Annotated in this window: 11 protein-coding genes; 4 read left to right on the forward strand and 7 right to left on the reverse strand. The window is 67.6% G+C overall.

From position 1 onward, the window contains the following. Positions 1-59: 59 nt before the first annotated feature. The 3 genes from ABE960_RS11985 to ABE960_RS11995 are packed head-to-tail and all read left to right on the forward strand — an operon-like array spanning position 60 to position 3,571. Positions 60-1,970, forward strand: a complete 1,911-nt coding sequence (locus tag ABE960_RS11985; RefSeq protein ID WP_349762512.1) for a DNA topoisomerase III — start codon at positions 60-62, stop codon at positions 1,968-1,970. A gap of 18 nt (positions 1,971-1,988) precedes the next feature. Next, a complete protein-coding gene (locus tag ABE960_RS11990; protein ID WP_349762513.1) occupies positions 1,989-2,924 on the forward strand; it encodes a ketopantoate reductase family protein in 936 nt (311 codons plus the stop codon). 59 nt (positions 2,925-2,983) lie between these two features. Continuing rightward, positions 2,984-3,571, forward strand: a complete 588-nt coding sequence (locus ABE960_RS11995; RefSeq protein ID WP_349762514.1) for a hypothetical protein — start codon at positions 2,984-2,986, stop codon at positions 3,569-3,571. An 86-nt stretch (positions 3,572-3,657) separates the two neighbouring features. On the opposite strand, the gene ppc is transcribed toward ABE960_RS11995, so the two are convergent. From ppc to cysM, 5 genes are read right to left on the reverse strand one after another with little or no spacing between them, the layout of a single operon-like run. Further along, the gene (gene ppc / locus ABE960_RS12000; RefSeq protein ID WP_349762515.1) at positions 3,658-6,306 is read right to left on the reverse strand and encodes a phosphoenolpyruvate carboxylase; all 2,649 of its coding nucleotides are present in this window, start codon (positions 6,304-6,306) and stop codon (positions 3,658-3,660) included. Further along, positions 6,303-7,178, reverse strand: coding sequence for a nucleoside triphosphate pyrophosphohydrolase (mazG, locus tag ABE960_RS12005; protein WP_349762516.1), 876 nt, complete (start codon positions 7,176-7,178; stop codon positions 6,303-6,305). The genes ppc and mazG overlap by 4 nt, the downstream gene beginning before the upstream one ends. Beyond that, positions 7,175-9,451, reverse strand: a complete 2,277-nt coding sequence (relA, locus tag ABE960_RS12010) for a GTP diphosphokinase (protein ID WP_349762517.1) — start codon at positions 9,449-9,451, stop codon at positions 7,175-7,177. Before relA ends, mazG begins: the two co-directional genes overlap by 4 nt. After that, positions 9,444-10,892 carry a TRAM domain-containing protein gene (locus ABE960_RS12015; protein WP_349762518.1) on the reverse strand — a complete coding sequence of 483 codons (1,449 nt, stop codon included), beginning with the start codon at positions 10,890-10,892 and terminating at the stop codon, positions 9,444-9,446. Before ABE960_RS12015 ends, relA begins: the two co-directional genes overlap by 8 nt. Before the next feature lies 1 nt (position 10,893). Then, on the reverse strand, positions 10,894-11,790 hold the full coding sequence (cysM, locus tag ABE960_RS12020) for a cysteine synthase CysM (protein WP_349762519.1): 897 nt from the start codon (positions 11,788-11,790) through the stop codon (positions 10,894-10,896). A 118-nt stretch (positions 11,791-11,908) separates the two neighbouring features. Here cysM and ABE960_RS12025 point away from each other — a divergent pair, with 118 nt between their 5' ends. Continuing rightward, positions 11,909-14,638 (forward strand): ATP-binding protein, encoded by a 2,730-nt coding sequence (locus ABE960_RS12025; protein ID WP_349762520.1) that lies wholly within the window; start codon positions 11,909-11,911, stop codon positions 14,636-14,638. Here the strand turns inward: ABE960_RS12025 and ABE960_RS12030 are convergent. Both ABE960_RS12030 and pdxJ read right to left on the reverse strand, forming a co-directional pair. Beyond that, positions 14,578-14,955 carry a holo-ACP synthase gene (locus ABE960_RS12030; RefSeq protein ID WP_349762521.1) on the reverse strand — a complete coding sequence of 126 codons (378 nt, stop codon included), beginning with the start codon at positions 14,953-14,955 and terminating at the stop codon, positions 14,578-14,580. The two genes, ABE960_RS12025 and ABE960_RS12030, sit on opposite strands and share 61 nt — an antisense overlap. Further along, positions 14,952-15,758 carry a pyridoxine 5'-phosphate synthase gene (gene pdxJ, locus ABE960_RS12035; protein WP_349762522.1) on the reverse strand — a complete coding sequence of 269 codons (807 nt, stop codon included), beginning with the start codon at positions 15,756-15,758 and terminating at the stop codon, positions 14,952-14,954. The genes ABE960_RS12030 and pdxJ overlap by 4 nt, the downstream gene beginning before the upstream one ends. Between the last annotated feature and the right edge of the window lie 18 nt (positions 15,759-15,776).

The raw sequence follows: 15,776 nt of genomic DNA on the forward strand, positions 1-15,776 counted from the left end.
CTGGCAAGGCCTCTAAAATACTGGAAGAATGTCCATGACATTCTCCCCGACGAGCCGTCATGCGCCTGATCATCGCCGAGAAACCGAGCCTGGGCCGGGCCATTGCCGATGCGCTTCCCGGCAGCCCACGTCGCCAGGACGGGGCCCTGGTGGTGGGAGAGACCACAGTCACCTGGTGCCTTGGCCATCTGCTTGAGCAGGCACCGCCGGATGCCTACGATCCGGCCCTCAAGCAGTGGCGCCTCGACCGCCTGCCGATCCTGCCGAGCCGCTGGAAGCTGATGCCCCGGCCTAAGGCGCGTGGCCAGCTGGCGGTGATCCGCAAATTGCTCAAGGACGCCCGCGAGGTGGTTCACGCCGGTGACCCGGACCGCGAGGGCCAGCTGCTGGTGCAGGAGGTGATCGAACACCTGGGCTGGAAGGGCCCGGTGTCACGGCTGCTGGTCAATGACCTCAACCGCCCGGCGGTGCAGAGGGCACTGGCTCGGCTCGAGGACAATGCCCGCTTCGACCCTCTCTACCGGGCGGCCCAGTCACGTGCCCGGGCCGACTGGCTCTATGGCATCAACCTGACCCGCGCCTGGACGGTGACCGGGCGCCAGGCCGGCCACGACGGGGTGCTCTCGGTGGGACGGGTGCAGACCCCCGTGCTGGGGCTGGTGGTCCGCCGCGACGCCGAGATCCGCGACTTCGAACCTAGACCCTTCTTCGCGCTGTGGGCCGAGCTTGCCGTCGGGCGCGGCCGGCTGCGCGCCTGGTGGCAGCCTGGCGAGGTCCACCCCCTCGACGATCAGGGACGTCTTCTGGCCAGGGAACCCGCCGCTGAGCTGGCCGAGCGCCTGCCCGGCGCCCAGGGCAGGCTCACCACTCTCGAGCGCCACGAGCGTCGCCAGGCCGCTCCCATGCCCTACTCGCTATCGGCGCTGCAGGTGGACGCCGCCCGCCGCCACGGGCTCTCGGCCAAGGCGACCCTGGATATCTGCCAACGCCTCTACGAGCGCCATCAGTTGATCACCTACCCGCGCTCTGACTGTCGCTACCTGCCCGAGGAACATTTCGCCTCCGCCCGGGCCACCCTGGAGGGGGCCTGCGGACCCGACGAGAGCCTTGGCGGCTGGCTCGCCGGCGCGGACTTCTCGCGGCGCTCCAAGGCCTGGAACGACAAGAAGGTCGGCGCCCACCATGCCCTGGCGCCCACCGGCAAGCCCGCCGACCTCGCGCGGCTCGAGAAGGCCGAGGCCGATGTCTTCCGGATGATCGCGCGCAACGTGCTGGCCCAGTTCTACCCGCCTCTCGCCGTGCGCGAGGTCAAGGCTGACTTCCTGATTCTCGATGAACACTTCCGCGCCAAGGGACAGGAGGTCCTCGACCCTGGCTGGAAGCCCCTGTTCACCACCCGAGAGGAGGCGCCGCCCTTGCCAACGCTGGACGAGGGGGAAGCCTGCCGAGTGGAGGAGAGCGCCGTCGAGGATCGCGAGACACGCCCGCCCGAGCCCTTCAACGACGCCAGCCTGATCAAGGCGATGATGAACATCGCCCGCTATGTCGACGATCCGGTCGTCCGACGCACCCTGCGCGAGCATGACGGCCTGGGCACCGAGGCGACCCGAGCCGGCATCATCGAGACCCTGTTGGAGCGCGGCTACCTGGTACGCCAGGCCAGGGCGCTGCGTGCCAGCCGGCTGGGCAGCGCGCTGATCGCCTCGCTGCCCGAGGCGGTGGGCCGCCCCGAGCGCACCGCGCAATGGGAGCAGCGACTGGGCGCCATTGCCGAACAGGAGGACGATCCGGCCCCCTTCCTTTCTGCGCTGATCGAGGACCTGCGTGGCCTGCTCGATGCCGCGGATGCCGGGAGGGTCCGCGCGGCCCTGGACAGTGCCCGGGGCGAGCAGGCCCCGGCCGCCCGGGGCAAGCGGCGAGGCGGCCCCCGCCGCCGGACCGGCACCACCCGACGACCCCGCCGCAGCTGACTCAGAAGGAGGCCCGCCATGACCATGACACGACACTGGATCGTCGGACCCGGAGCCCTGGGCCGGTTGATCGCCCTGAGACTGGCTGAGGAGGCCGAGGTGACGTTGATCGGACGACGCACTCTCCCTGCCGTCCAGACACTGATCACCCCGGAGCAGGCATCGCTGGTCCGCCGGGTCGAGGTGGCCCGGATCGACGCCCTGCCCCGGGAGGCCCCCGATGTCGTGCATCTGACCACCAAGGCGCATGGTGCCGAGGCGGCTCATGGCGCCCTGGCCGACCACCTGCCTGCCGGGGTCCCGCTGGTGCTGTGGCAAAACGGCTTCGGCTGCCAGCCTCGACTGAGCGAACGCCATGCGGGACCGGTGCTCTGTGCCAGCACGACCGAGGGGGCCCATGTCCAGGATGACGCGCAGGTGACCCATGCCGGGCATGGCCACACCTTCCTGGGAAGCCTCGATGGCCAGCATGGCGAACTCGCCGCAGGACTGGCCGCAACTCTGACGTCCGCCGGACTGCCGGCCGAGGCGGTGGACGACATTCGCGTGAGGCTATGGCGCAAGCTCGCCGTCAATGCGGTCATCAACCCGCTGGTGGCCCGCTTCAGGATCCGCAACGGTCAGCTGCGGGACCGCCCCTTCCGCGCCCTGGTCGAGACTCTGATCGCCGAGGTCGCGACGACCCTTTCCGCCGAGGGCATCACGCCGCCCGACGGGAAAGGCCTCGCGGGCTGGCGGCACCTGGTGTGGCAGGTCATCGAGGCCACGGCCGCCAATCGCGCCTCCATGCTGCAGGATGTTCAGGCGGGGCGGGCCACCGAGCACGAAGCGATCCTGGCCCCGCTGATCGCGGCGGCCGAGAAGCACCGACTGGCGACCCCCGGCCTGACCGACCATCTCGAGGTGCTGCGCGACCGGGCCGACACATTGGCGAAACCGCCAACCGCTTGCTAGATTGAAATGACTATGATTCAGGGCCGGCACCTCCCGCTGCCGACTCAAGGTCGAATACCATGCTTCCGGATTCACGCCGTTTCCTGATCTTGGGTGCCATTCTGGCGGCGGTGGCCATGCCATGCCAGGCCGAAATCGACGCCGAGTCACCTTCCTACGGCGGAATGGCCCAGTCGCTTGTGCTGCTGGATAACGGCATGATCGTGCAGGGCGACGACGTCGCGACCCCCGATGGCTATACCTCCGGCTTTCGCCTGACCGCCGGCTTCAGTCCCCGCACCCTGCCATACCTCGACCTGGGCGCCGAGTTCAGCTATCGGCAGAGTGACGATGTGCCGAACGCCGGCGAAAGTGGCGGGCGGCTCCTCGACACCACCAGCATGGGCGGCAGCCTGATGGCGGGAGTGCGCTTCGGTCCACTGGGCCTGTATGCCAAATCAGGCGTGGCGGAGTGGCATGGCAACCTAGCCGTGAGGGATGACCAGGCCGAAAGCATCGGAGGTAGCGGAGGCACGACCAGGATCTCGGGCTTCGGTGCCCGGTTGCAGATGCGCCATCTGGTCAGCCGCCTGGAGTACGAGGCAATCGATGCTCCGGCCATGGACCACCTCAACCTGATGACCGCATCGGTTCACTACCCCTTCTGAGCCCGATGCTGCCTTCCACGACATCGCCCCGGCCGATTGGCCGGGGCGATGTCGTTTCCTGGCGGGGCCCGCCGGGCGGGACGGCCTCAGCCGGTATTGCGCAGCCCGGCCGCGATGCCCGCCATGGTGACCATCAGGGCCCGGGACAGATCCGCGCTGATGGCCCCGTCGGCATCTCGGTTACGCTGCAGCAGCTCGGCCTGGAGGCCATGCAGCGGATCGATGTAGGGATTGCGCACGTCGATGGCCTGACGGATCAGCGGCGTCTCCTGCAGCAGTTCCTGCTGGTCCAGCACCTGCAGCACCGCGCCCTGGAGTCGGCTAAAGCGCGTCCGCAACCTCACGCCCAGCGCCTTCAGCGCCGGCTCGTCCACCAGGCGGTGCTCGTAGTAGGCGGCGATGTCCACGTCGGCCTTGGCCAGCAGCATTTCCAGCATGTCCAGGTAGGTGCCGAAGAAGGGCCACTGGACGCGCATCTCCTGGAGCAGCTCCAGGCCGCCCGGCTCATCCAGGCGCTCACTGAAGGCCTCGCCGCTGCCCAGCCAGGCCGGCAACATCAGGCGAGTCTGGGTCCAGGCGAAGATCCAGGGTATGGCCCGCAAGGTCTCCACTCCGCCGTCCTGGCGACGCTTGGTAGGCCGTGAGCCCAGCGGCAGGCGGCCGAGAGCCCCTTCCGGGGTCACCGCACGGAAGTAGGGGACGAAATCCGGATCCTCGCGCACCACGCTCACGTAAGCGCCGTGAGCCACCTCGGCCAAATGGTCCATCTCCTTGCGCCACTCCGCCCGGGGAGCCGGAGGAGGCAACAGGCTCGCCTCGAGCACCGCGCAGGCATAGATCTCCATGGAGCGCAGGGCGATCTCCGGCTGGCCGAACTTGAAGCGAATCATCTCGCCCTGCTCGGTCACCCGCAGGCTGCCATTCACCGAGCCCGGCGGCTGAGAGAGGATGGCCGCATGCGCCGGGCCGCCTCCGCGACCCACGGTGCCGCCGCGACCGTGGAAGAGTGTCAGGTCGACGCCATGGCGATGGCAGACCTCCACCAGCGTCTCCTGGGCACGGTACTGGGCCCAGGCGGCGGCCAACTGCCCGGCGTCCTTGGCGGAATCCGAGTAGCCGATCATCACCTCCTGACTGTCGCCGGCCAGCGCGCGATAGCCCGGCAGCGACAGCAGGTGGTCGATGACCTCGCCGGCATGGTCAAGATCGTCGAGGGTCTCGAACAGCGGCGCGATGGGCAGGGCAACCGTTCCTCCCACCTCCTTCATCAACAGCGCCACGGTCAGCACGTCCGAGGGCTTGGCGGCCATGGAGATGATGTAGGTACCGAGTGCCTCGCGATGCTCCGAGGCGATGACGCGGAAGGTGTCGATGACCTCGCGTGACTCCGTCGAGCACTCCCAGCGCCTCGGGATCAGCGGACGCCTGGACGCCAGTTCGGTGAGCAGGAACTCCTGGCGTTTCGCCTCATCCCAGTCGCGGTAGTGGCCGAGGGCGAGGCCATGGGTGAGTTCCTCCATCACCTGGGCATGACGACTGGCCTCCTGGCGCAGGTCGAGCTTGGTCAGGGTCACACCGAACACGGCGACACGGCGCAGGGTATCGAGCAGCACGCCGTTGGCGATGGTATCCAGGCCGACGTCGCACAGCGAACGGTAGCAGGCCAGCAGGGGTGCATAGAGCTGGTCGCGGGTCTCGATGATCGGGCCGTCCTCGATGCTGCGCCCATCCAGTTCGGCCTTGGCCCAGTCCCGCGTCGCCTCGACGCGTGTCGTCAGGCGCTTGAGAAGCTCGCGATAGGGCTCGGCTACGTCGCCCACCTCGGCCCTGAGCGCGCTGTTGGCCTTCCACATGGACAGCTCGGCCTTGAGCTGCTCCAGGTCGCGCAGATAGAGGTCGGCGGCCATCCAGCGGCCAAGCAGCAGCACCTCCCGGGTCACCTTGGCCGTGACGTTGGGATTGCCGTCGCGATCGCCGCCCATCCAGGAGGCGAAGCGAATCGGGGCGGCATCCAGCGGCAGGCGCTCACCGGCGGTCTCGAGCAGCAGGTTGTCGAGGTCACGATGGAAATCGGGCACCGCCTGCCACAGGGAGTTTTCGATCACCGCGAAGCCCCACTTGGCCTCGTCCACCGGGGTCGGACGCTCATGGCGGATCTCATCGGTGTGCCAGGCCTGGCTGATCAGCTCCTCCAGGCGCCCCTTGGCACGCACGCCACGCTCAGGGTAGTCACCGGAGGATTCGATGGCGGTCAGGCAGTCATCGATGGCGTCGTACTTCTGGATCAGGGTCCGCCGGATGATCTCGGTGGGGTGGGCGGTGAGCACCAGCTCGACCCGCATGCCGGCGAGGCTCTCGACCAGCTTGCGCGGCGAGTGGCCGGCGCCCCTCGCCCGCTCGAGCAACTCGGACAGCACCGGCTGGGTTCCGGGCCGGTAGTCCTCGACCCGACGGAAGCGCGCCCGATAGTGCTGTTCCGCGATGTTGGCCAGGTTGAGGAACTGGTTGAAGGCACGGGTGACCGGCAGCAGGTCGCGATCAGGCAACTTGCGCAGATATTCGATCAGCTCACGCTGGCTGCCTTGTTCTCCCTGGCGCCCGCGCTTGGCGAAGCTGCGGATGGCCTCGATGCGGTCGACGAACCCCTGGCCCAGATCATCGGCGATGGTACGCCCGAGGCTATCGCCCAGGATACGGACATTGTCACGCAGCGATTCATGCAGGTCATGGCTCATGGCCGGGTCTCTCCTTGCGGCGATTCCTTGAGGGGGACGTCGTGGCGCTTGGCCGCCTGCCAGTGCCGCTCCATCGCCTCGAGGCCTGCCTCGCGCAGCGGCACGTCCTCGACGGCCAGGGCCGCCTCCACATGGCGAAAGCGCCGCTCGAACTTGGCATTGGTATTGCGCAGGCACTTCTCGGGATCGGCCTTGAGGGCCCGCGCCAGGTTGGTGACCGCGAACAGCAGGTCACCAACCTCCTCGGCGGCATGGTCCCGATCATTCTCGGCCAGGGCCTGCTCGACCTCATCGAGCTCCTCGCGGATCTTGGCCAGCACGCCCTGGGTATCGGGCCAGTCGAAGCCGACCCGGGCCGCCCGCTTGGAGAGCTTGGCGGCCCGCGAGAGCGCCGGCAGGGTCCGGGGAACATCATCCAGCACCGAGTGGGCCTCGGCGTCACCGCGTGCACGCTCGGCGCGCTCCTCGGCCTTGAGGGATTCCCAGCGCGAATGGACCTGCTGCGTCTCCACCTCGGCGGCGCTGACTCCTTCGCGTCGCGAGGCCAGGGTCCCGTCGGGGAAGACGTGGGGATGGCGGTTCAGCATCTTGTCGGTGAGGACGTGCACCACATCATGGAAGTCGAAGCGCCCTTCCTCGGCCGCGAACTGGCTGTAGTAGACCACCTGGAAGAGCAGGTCGCCGAGCTCGCCGGGAAGCTCATCCCAGGCGCGCCGTTCGATGGCGTCGGCGACCTCGTAGGCCTCTTCCAGGGTATGGGGCACGATGGAATCCCAGTCCTGCTTGACGTCCCATGGGCAGCCCTGAGCAGGGTCGCGCAGCACGGCCATCAGCTCCAGCAGGTGATCGAGGTCGTGGCGGGGGTCGTTCATGTGGCCCTCCTCTTGCTCTTGCCCTTCTTGCCCCCGCTGCGAAGACGCCGCACCTCGATGACGTTGGACAACTGCTGGATGCGCGAAAAGAGCCGCCCCAGGGTCTCCAGGCCATCGACCTCGGCGGTGATGGACATGCGGGCGATGCCCTCGTCGGTATCGGTGAGGGTATTGACGGACAGCACGTTGACGCGGTCGTCACTGAGCACGCCGGTGACATCACGCAGCAGGCCCGAGCGGTCCCAGGCCAGGACCTCGATGTCCACCGGGTACTGGGTCCGGGCGCGCTCCCCCCACTCCACCTCGATGATGCGCTGGGGCTCGTCGAGGCGCAGCTGGAGGATGTTGGGGCAGTCCTGCCGATGCACGGTAACGCCACGCCCCTGGGTGATGAAGCCGACGATGGACTCGCCGGGCACCGGGTGGCAGCAGTTGGCCATGCTGGTCTTCAGGTTGCCCACGCCGAGCACGGTGATGTCGCTGCCGGAGCCCTTCCCGCTGGCCTTGCGTGGCTTGGCGAGCAGGCGGTCGAGTTGCTCCTGGTCATCGCTCTCGCCGAACAGTTGCTGGGCCTGGTGCAGCAACTGGCCGATGCGCAGATCGCCGGCCCCCAGGGCGGCATACATGTCGTCAGGAGTTGGATAGTTGACCTTGTTGGCCAGGCGAATGAGGTTCATGTCCTCGACGTCGAGACGCTTCATCTCGCGCTCGAACAGCGCCCGGCCCTCCTCGAGGTTGCGGTCGCGCGCCTGCAGCTTGAACCACGACTGTATCTTGGCCCGGGCCCGAGAGGTACGCACATATCCCAGGTTGGGGTTGAGCCAGTCACGACTCGGACCGCCCTTGCTGGCGGTGAGGATCTCGACCTGCTGGCCGGTCTTGAGCCGGTAGGTGAGCGGCACGATGCGCCCGTTGACCTTGGCCCCCCGACAGCGATGCCCGACCTCGGTATGCACCCGGTAGGCGAAATCGATGGGGGTGGAGACCCGCGGCAGGTCGATGACGTGGCCATCCGGGGTGAACACATAAATACGGTCCGGGGCCACGTCGCTGGTCAGCCCCTCGCGCAGGTCGCCGAAATCGCCGACCTCCTCGTGCCATTCGAGCACCTGGCGCAGCCAGGCGATCTTCTCCTCGTAGCTCGCGCTGCGGGCGCTGGTATCGTGACCCTTGTAGCGCCAGTGCGCGCAGACCCCGAGCTCGGCCTCCTCGTGCATGGCGAAGGTGCGGATCTGGATCTCCAGCACCTTGTTCTCCGGGCCGAGTACCGCGGTATGCAGCGACTGATAGCCGTTCTTCTTGGGATTGGCGATGTAGTCGTCGAACTCGTTGGGGACGTGGTGCCAACGCGAGTGGACGATCCCCAGCACCGTGTAGCAGTCGGTCACCTCGGGCACCAGGATGCGCACCGCCCGGATATCATGGACCTGGGAGAAGTCGATGCGCTTGCGCTTCATCTTCCGCCAGATCGAATAGATGTGCTTGGCGCGGCCGTCGACCTGGTAGCGACCGATCCCCTGGGCCGACATCAGCGACTTGAGGGTATCCACCACCTCGCTGATGTAGCGGTCGCGGTCCAGGCGCTTCTCGGCCAACTGCTGGGCGATGGTCTTGTATTCGGCCTCATGCAGGTAGCGAAAGGAGAGGTCCTCCAGCTCCCACTTGAGTTGTCCAATCCCCAGGCGATGAGCCAGGGGAGCGTAGATATCGAAGACCTCACGTGCCACCTGCATGCGCTTCTCACGAGGGGCATCACGTACCTGACGCAACGCACAGGTGCGTTCGGCGATCTTGATCAGGGCGACGCGCACGTCGTCGATCAGGTTGACCAGCATCTTTCGCAGGTTGTCCTGCTGGTCGTGCTGGAGCAGGCCCTGGCTGGGAGCCTGGAAGGTGCTGATGGCGGCCATCTGCTGTACGCCGCCGATCAGCTTAGCGACCTCGAGACCGAAACGCTTCTCGACCTCCTCGAGACTGATCAGCCGCTCGCGAACCGCCCGATAGAGCACGGCGGCCTCCAGCGCCGGCTGGTCGAGCTTCAGCTCGCCGAGGATGTCGGCCATCTCGAGACCCATGCGGAAGCTGGAACCGTCCTTGAGCCAGGACTTGTGAGGCCGGTTGGACTCAAGCTCCAGGTGTTGGGCGAGCGCACAGGCCTGGCGCATCTCCTCGACGTCACGGAGTTTCACATCGTCCTGCAGGCGCGTCAGCCACTGGTCGATGTCGACCGTCCCGTCCTGGGACAACGGCTGATCCTCACGCACTTTAACCATCGCTTGGCGCTCCTTGGGGGGGCCGCGTCGAGCCCGTGAACTCGAACAGCAGCATGGATTCCAGATGAGAGGTCTGCACGAACATGTCGGCCACCGCGGCGCGCACGATCCGGTAACCAACATGCACAAGATGTGCCGCATCCCGCGCCAGGGTCGCCGGATCACAGGAGATATAGAGCAAATGCGGCACCGGATGTTCCGTAAGGGCCCGGCACACCGCCTCGGCACCCTCCCTTGGCGGATCCAGCACCACCACCCGCGGACGCAGGGTCGCGAGCAGGTCGCGCACGGCCTCTGGGGAGGCGAGGTCCGCCTGGTGCGCCTCGAGCTCCAGATCCCGCCCTTGTGAATTTGCCCGGGTATTTTCGGTCAGCCTCTCGACCATCGCGTGACTGCCCTCCGCCGCGGTGACCCGGGCGCCGGCAGCGGCCAGTGGCAGGCTGAAATTGCCGACCCCGGCGAAGAGGTCGAGCACCCGGGCACCATCGACCAACGGCGAGAGCCAGGCAAGGGCGGCCCCCACCATCAGGCGGTTGACCTCGGCATTGGCCTGGAGGAAGTCCCCGGGCGCGAAGCGAAGCGAGATATCCCCGGCCGGCCCAGGCACCCGGCAATCGAGATCCGGAACGGGCGTCAGCCATTGAAAATCAGGGGTTTCTCGGCCGAGCCAGCGGGCCAGGTGGATCCCCTGGGCCTCGGCGAAGGCCTCCCAGCGGCGGGTGTCGCCCGGATGGTCGCGCAACTGGCGGACCACCAGTACCGCCCCCTGATCGCTATCGAGCAGCTCGAGATGGCCTACCTGGCGCGGAGCCTCGAGGTCCGCCAGCTGCTGGTGCAAAGGCGCCAGCAACGCCTCCAGGGCCGGCACCAGGACGGTGCAGGCGGCGATGTCGATGAGGCGATGGCTGTGACGGGCGCGAAAGCCGAGATGCACGAGGCCATCGGCATCAACCTTGACGCCCAGGCGGGCGCGGCGGCGATAGCCCTCACCCGCCCCGGCCAGCAACTCAGGGGAGGCGGCCAGCGTGATGCCCTGGCGTCCCAACAGCTCCTCCAGGACCACCTGCTTGTGGCGGCGCTGGGCCGGCAGGGCGAGGTGCTGAAGGTCGCAGCCACCGCAGCGAGCGAAGTGGGGACAGGGGGGCTCCACACGCTCGGTCGAGGGCGTCAGCAACTCCCGGACGTGCGCCTCGTCGAAGCGCTTGCGGGTGCGATGCACGGCGACCCGCACCTGCTCGCCCGGAAGAGCGCCATCGACGAATACGGTCTTTCCCTGGGAGGAGCGGGCGACGCCTCGCCCATCATGGGCCATGCCCTGGATCTCCAGGACATCGTGCTCCAGGGGGGCGGCCGGTGCGGTGCGAGAGTCTGACTGGCGTCCCTGCAGCCCCGAGACGCCCGATGGTGCGCGTTTCGGTCGGCGCTTGCCCAGCATGGCCATCTCAGCGCTCCGGGGCGAAGAGTCCGGTGGAAAGATAGCGGTCACCGCGGTCACAGACGATGAAGGCGATCACCGCGTTCTCGACCTCGGCAGCCACCCGCAGCGCCCCGGCCAGTGCGCCGCCTGAGGAGACACCGGCCAGAATGCCTTCTTCCCTGGCCAGGCGACGCATGTGTTCCTCGGCCTCGTGCTGGCCGATGTCCAGCACCCGATCGACGCGACTGGGATCGAAGATACTCGGCAGGTATTCCGGCGGCCAGCGGCGAATGCCGGCGATGCTGGCCCCATCCTCGGGCTGCAGGCCGATGATCTGCACCTCGGGGTTACGCTCCTTGAGGTAGCGCGACACGCCCATGATGGTGCCCGTGGTGCCCATGGAACAGACGAAGTGGGTGATGGTGCCGCCGGTCTGTTCCCACAACTCCGGGCCGGTGGTTCGGTAGTGAGCCAGGGGGTTGTCGGGGTTGGCGAACTGGTTCAGCGGCTTGCCATCCCCACGGGCGACCATGGCCTCGGCCAGGTCACGGGCCTCCTCCATGCCGCCTTCCTTGCTGACTTCGACCAGCTCGGCCCCGTAGGCGGCCATGGCCTGCTTGCGCTCGGCGGACGCGCTTTCGGGCATGATCATCACCATGCGATAGCCCATGATGGCGGCCGCCATCGCCAGGGCGATGCCGGTGTTTCCGGAGGTAGCCTCGACCAGGGTGTCACCGGGGGCGATCTCGCCCCGGGCCTCGGCCTGCTTGATCATGGAAAGTGCCGGACGGTCCTTGACCGAACCGGCGGGGTTGTTGCCCTCCAGCTTGGCCAGAAGGGTATTGCCGCGCCCTGCGGTGATGCGCTTGAGACGGACCAGCGGCGTATGACCGACGGTCTCCTCGAGAGTGGGGAAATGCATGAAACCTTCCTGATGGAAACGTCGTTTCCCCATTATATCCCTGCCACTTCATTCAGGACAGACGCCCGCCCTCACTGTGGCATACTGGAGACCGATTCATCGTCTGACGAGCCCGCCGATGTCCCTCAAGACGCGACTGATGCTGTCGATCCTCGGCCTGCCGATGCTGCTGCTGACACTCCTGGCCGGCGTGACCCTGGCCGTCGAGGACCGGCAGCGCCAGGCGGCGCTTCGCGAGACCCTGACCCATGGCGCCGAGTTGCTCGCCCCGACCATGGGCAAGGCCCTGGCGGCAGGCGATGAACAGGCGCTTCACCCCCTGGCCGACCGCCTGCTGGCGCTGCCTCATGTCCGTGCGCTGAGTGTTCAGGATGGCCGGGGGCAACCCCGCCTGGCGCGTGGCGGACTGCGCGATCTGCCGGCGACCCCCGAGCGCGCGGCCACGCGCCTGCTGGAGCATGACCGCCAGTGGCTGCTGCAGACTCCCTTGCCGAGCGGGGGGCAGACGCCAGCCTGGCTGACACTGGCCATTGATACCACGCCCCTGCTGCTAGCCCGCTATCACCTCATGGCCTGTGCAGGACTGACCCTGCTGCTTGCCGGCCTGCTGCTGTTCCTTGCAGGCTTCGCCACCGCAAGGCGGGTGACCCAACCGCTGAAGGATGCCGACCGTGTCCTGGAGCACCTCGCCTTCGGGGTGGTGCCGGAGCGGCTGACTCTCCCGGCGTCGCCGGAGCTGTTGGGGCTGGCCCAGCGTGTCAACGACCTCGTCGATCACCTGGCATCGGCTCGGTACGACATGCAGGCCCAGATCGAACAGACCACCGACGAGCTCCGGGAATCCATGGAGACCATCGAGGTCCAGAACATCGAACTGGACATGTCCCATCGTCGGGCCCTGGAGGCCAACCGGGTCAAGTCGGAGTTTCTGGCCAACATGAGCCACGAGATCCGCACCCCTCTCAACGGCATCGTCGGCTTCTGCCGCCTTCTCGGGCGCTCGCGACTGGAGCCGCGCCAGCGTGAATGGCTGGACCACGTGCAGCGAGCGTGTGACAGCCTGCTGATGCTGGTCAACGACGTCCTCGATTTCTCGAAACTGGAGGCCGGGCGGGTCGAGCTGGAGACATTGCCTCTGGACATGGTCACCCTGGTCGACGATGTGCTGGGCCTTCAGGCACCGCTGGCCCAGCAGAAGGGTCTTGAGCTTCTCGGCCTGGTCTACGACGACGTGCCGGCCGACCTGCAGGGCGACCCCATGCGGACCCGCCAGGTCATCACCAACCTGGTCAACAATGCCCTCAAGTTCACCGACCGGGGAGAGGTGATTGTGCGCGTGATGCTCGAGGAGGCCGAGGCCGACCGGGTCATTCTGCGGGTCAGCATCGGCGATACCGGCATGGGCATGACCGAGGAGGTACGCCAGCGCCTGTTCCAGGCCTTCCACCAGGGCGATATCAGCCACTCTCGACAATTCGGCGGCACCGGCCTGGGGCTGGCCATCAGCCATCAGCTTGTCGAGCAGATGGGTGGTGAGATCTTTGTCGAAAGCACGCCCGGGGAGGGTTCGACCTTCTCATTCACCTTGCCGATGGCCAGCAAGGGGAAGGCCGACCGCAGCCCCGAGCTCTACCTGCACGGCGATATCATCGTGCTGGATGAACCCCACCTGCCCACCCGCCGGGCCCTCAAGCACCTTCTGACGAGCTGGGGGGCTCGGGTCACCACGCAGGCAGGGGTCCCCGACGGCACCCGGGCCTCGATGGTCGTGGCGGCGCTAGGTGCCGATGACCTCTCCGAGGAGCAACTCGCCGCGTGGCGGCAACGACTGGACAGACTGGGCTGCCCCGCCCTGCTGCTGGTCAACGCCAGTCCGCCTGACCTCCCCGACCTGCCTCTGCCTCATGGCGGTGAGATCATCGCCAAGCCGGTACCGCGGGCGGCCCTGACCGAGGCGCTGCTGCGCCATCTGAAACGGACACAGCGGGCTCTTCCGGCTCCGCCTGACACCACACCGTTGCCCGCATCGCCCCAGTTGCTGGTGGTCGACGACAACGCGTCCAACCGACTGTTGCTGCGCGAGTTGCTGGCCGACTCAGGGGTCACGGTCACCCTGGCGGCGAGCGGCGCAGAGGCGCTTGCCCTGGCCCGTCATCGGGACTTCGACCTGGTACTGATGGATATCCGCATGGCCGGTATGGATGGCCTGGAGACGACCCGGGCGCTGAGACGGCTCGAGGGGGCCTGGGGACGGGTACCGATCATCGCCGTCACCGCCCATGCACGGGACGAACAGCAACGGCTGCTGCGCGAGAGCGGGCTCGATGATGTGCTGATCAAGCCGGTGGAGCCCCAGCGTCTCGCCCGGCTGCTCGAGGAGCACCTGGGACTCGAACCGCCGCAGCCCCTCACCGATGTCGGGACGACGAAGGGCGGCGAACTGGCACCGGAGGAGGAGCAGGAGCACGCGGTGGTCGACCTGGAGATGGGAACGCGCCTGGCTGGAGGACGCGAGCCGCTCGCGCTTGAGCTGTTGGCACAACTGGCCGACTCCCTGCCGGGTAGCGAGCAGGCCATCCGCGAGGCCTTCGACCGGGCCGACGAGGAGGCCCTGCTGGATGCCCTGCATGCCCTCAACGGGGCCTGCCGATACTGCGGCACTCCACGCCTGGGGCTGCTGGCGGAGACCCTGGAGACCCGCCTGAGGTCAAGGGGCATGCACGCCGTGGCGCCACTGCTCCCGGACCTCTATGCCGCCATGATGGGATTGCGCCGCTGGCAGGCGGATCAGCCTTCGAGTATGACGAAGGCCACGGCCAGGGCGTCCTCGTCGGAGAGTGAAAGGTGAAGGGAGCGCACGCCGGCCGCTTCGGCCAGCTTTTGAGCCTTGCCGGTGAGCACCAGTGAGGGGCGCCCCTGGGCATCGTTGACCACCTGAATATCGACCCAGCGCATGCCATGGCGCAGCCCCGTCCCCAGTGCCTTGACGAAGGCCTCCTTGGCGGCGAAGCGCTTGGCCAGGAAGGCCGCCGGCAGGACATGATCGCGGAACCGCTCCAGTTCCCACTCACCGAGCAGACGCCGCGAGAAGCGCTCGCCATGGCGTCCCATGGCCCGTTCGAAGCGGGCCACTCTGGCGATGTCGGTTCCGATTCCGATGATCATCGGCAGCAGCCAGCCTCACCGTCATGATCGTGGTCATGGTCGTGATCATCGAGCGCCGCCAGCAGGCCGGCCTCCTGGCCGGCGATGGCCAGTCGCTTCATCTCGGCCACGGCTTCCTTGAGTCCCACGAACAGGGCCCGAGCGATGATCGCATGGCCGATGTTGAGTTCGTGGATGCCGAGCAGCGCGGCCACGGCCTCGACATTGTGGTAGTTGAGGCCATGGCCGGCATTCACGGTGAGGCCGAGATCGAGGGCCATCTCGGCGGCAGCGGCGAGCCGCGCATGCTCGTGACGGGCGGCCGGGCCCGTGACCTCGGCATAGGCACCGGTATGCAGCTCGATCACAGGAGCCCCGGCCTTCGCGGCGGCGGCGATCTGCGCCGGCTCCGGGTCGATGAACAACGAGACCTCGCAGCCCGCTGCCGCCAGCCGCCGACAGGCCTCGCGGATGGCATCAGCGCTCCCGGCCACATCCAGCCCCCCCTCTGTGGTCAGCTCCTCACGTTTCTCCGGCACCAGGCAGACATGGGCTGGGCGAATCTCCTCGGCCAGGCGCAGCATCTCCTCGGTGAGGGCCATCTCGAGGTTCATGCGGGTGTTGAGCAACTGGGCCAGCAGGCGCACGTCGCGCTCCTGGATATGTCGGCGGTCTTCGCGCAGGTGCACGGTGATGCCATCGGCACCCGCCTCCTCGGCCAGCAGGGCCGCCTGAACGGGATCGGGGTAGCGGGTACCTCGCGCCTGGCGAAGGGTGGCGATGTGGTCGATATTGACGCCGAGCAGGATGCGCGGGGGATGCATGCAGACTCTCCTGGCTGA

The organism is Halomonas aquatica (assembly GCF_040196335.1).
GTDB lineage: Bacteria > Pseudomonadota > Gammaproteobacteria > Pseudomonadales > Halomonadaceae > Halomonas > Halomonas aquatica.

Bases quoted from the DNA above. Each gene is read 5' to 3' on its own strand.
- ABE960_RS11985 (WP_349762512.1), top strand. From the start codon at position 60: ATGCGCCTGATCATCGCCGAGAAACCGAGCCTGGGCCGGGCCATTGCC.
- ABE960_RS12030 (WP_349762521.1), bottom strand. From the start codon at position 14,955: ATGATCATCGGAATCGGAACCGACATCGCCAGAGTGGCCCGCTTCGAA.
- relA (WP_349762517.1), bottom strand. From the start codon at position 9,451: ATGGTTAAAGTGCGTGAGGATCAGCCGTTGTCCCAGGACGGGACGGTC.
- ppc (WP_349762515.1), bottom strand. From the start codon at position 6,306: ATGAGCCATGACCTGCATGAATCGCTGCGTGACAATGTCCGTATCCTG.
- ABE960_RS11990 (WP_349762513.1), top strand. From the start codon at position 1,989: ATGACCATGACACGACACTGGATCGTCGGACCCGGAGCCCTGGGCCGG.
- mazG (WP_349762516.1), bottom strand. From the start codon at position 7,178: ATGAACGACCCCCGCCACGACCTCGATCACCTGCTGGAGCTGATGGCC.
- ABE960_RS11995 (WP_349762514.1), top strand. From the start codon at position 2,984: ATGCTTCCGGATTCACGCCGTTTCCTGATCTTGGGTGCCATTCTGGCG.
- cysM (WP_349762519.1), bottom strand. From the start codon at position 11,790: ATGCATTTCCCCACTCTCGAGGAGACCGTCGGTCATACGCCGCTGGTC.
- ABE960_RS12015 (WP_349762518.1), bottom strand. From the start codon at position 10,892: ATGGCCATGCTGGGCAAGCGCCGACCGAAACGCGCACCATCGGGCGTC.
- pdxJ (WP_349762522.1), bottom strand. From the start codon at position 15,758: ATGCATCCCCCGCGCATCCTGCTCGGCGTCAATATCGACCACATCGCC.
- ABE960_RS12025 (WP_349762520.1), top strand. From the start codon at position 11,909: ATGTCCCTCAAGACGCGACTGATGCTGTCGATCCTCGGCCTGCCGATG.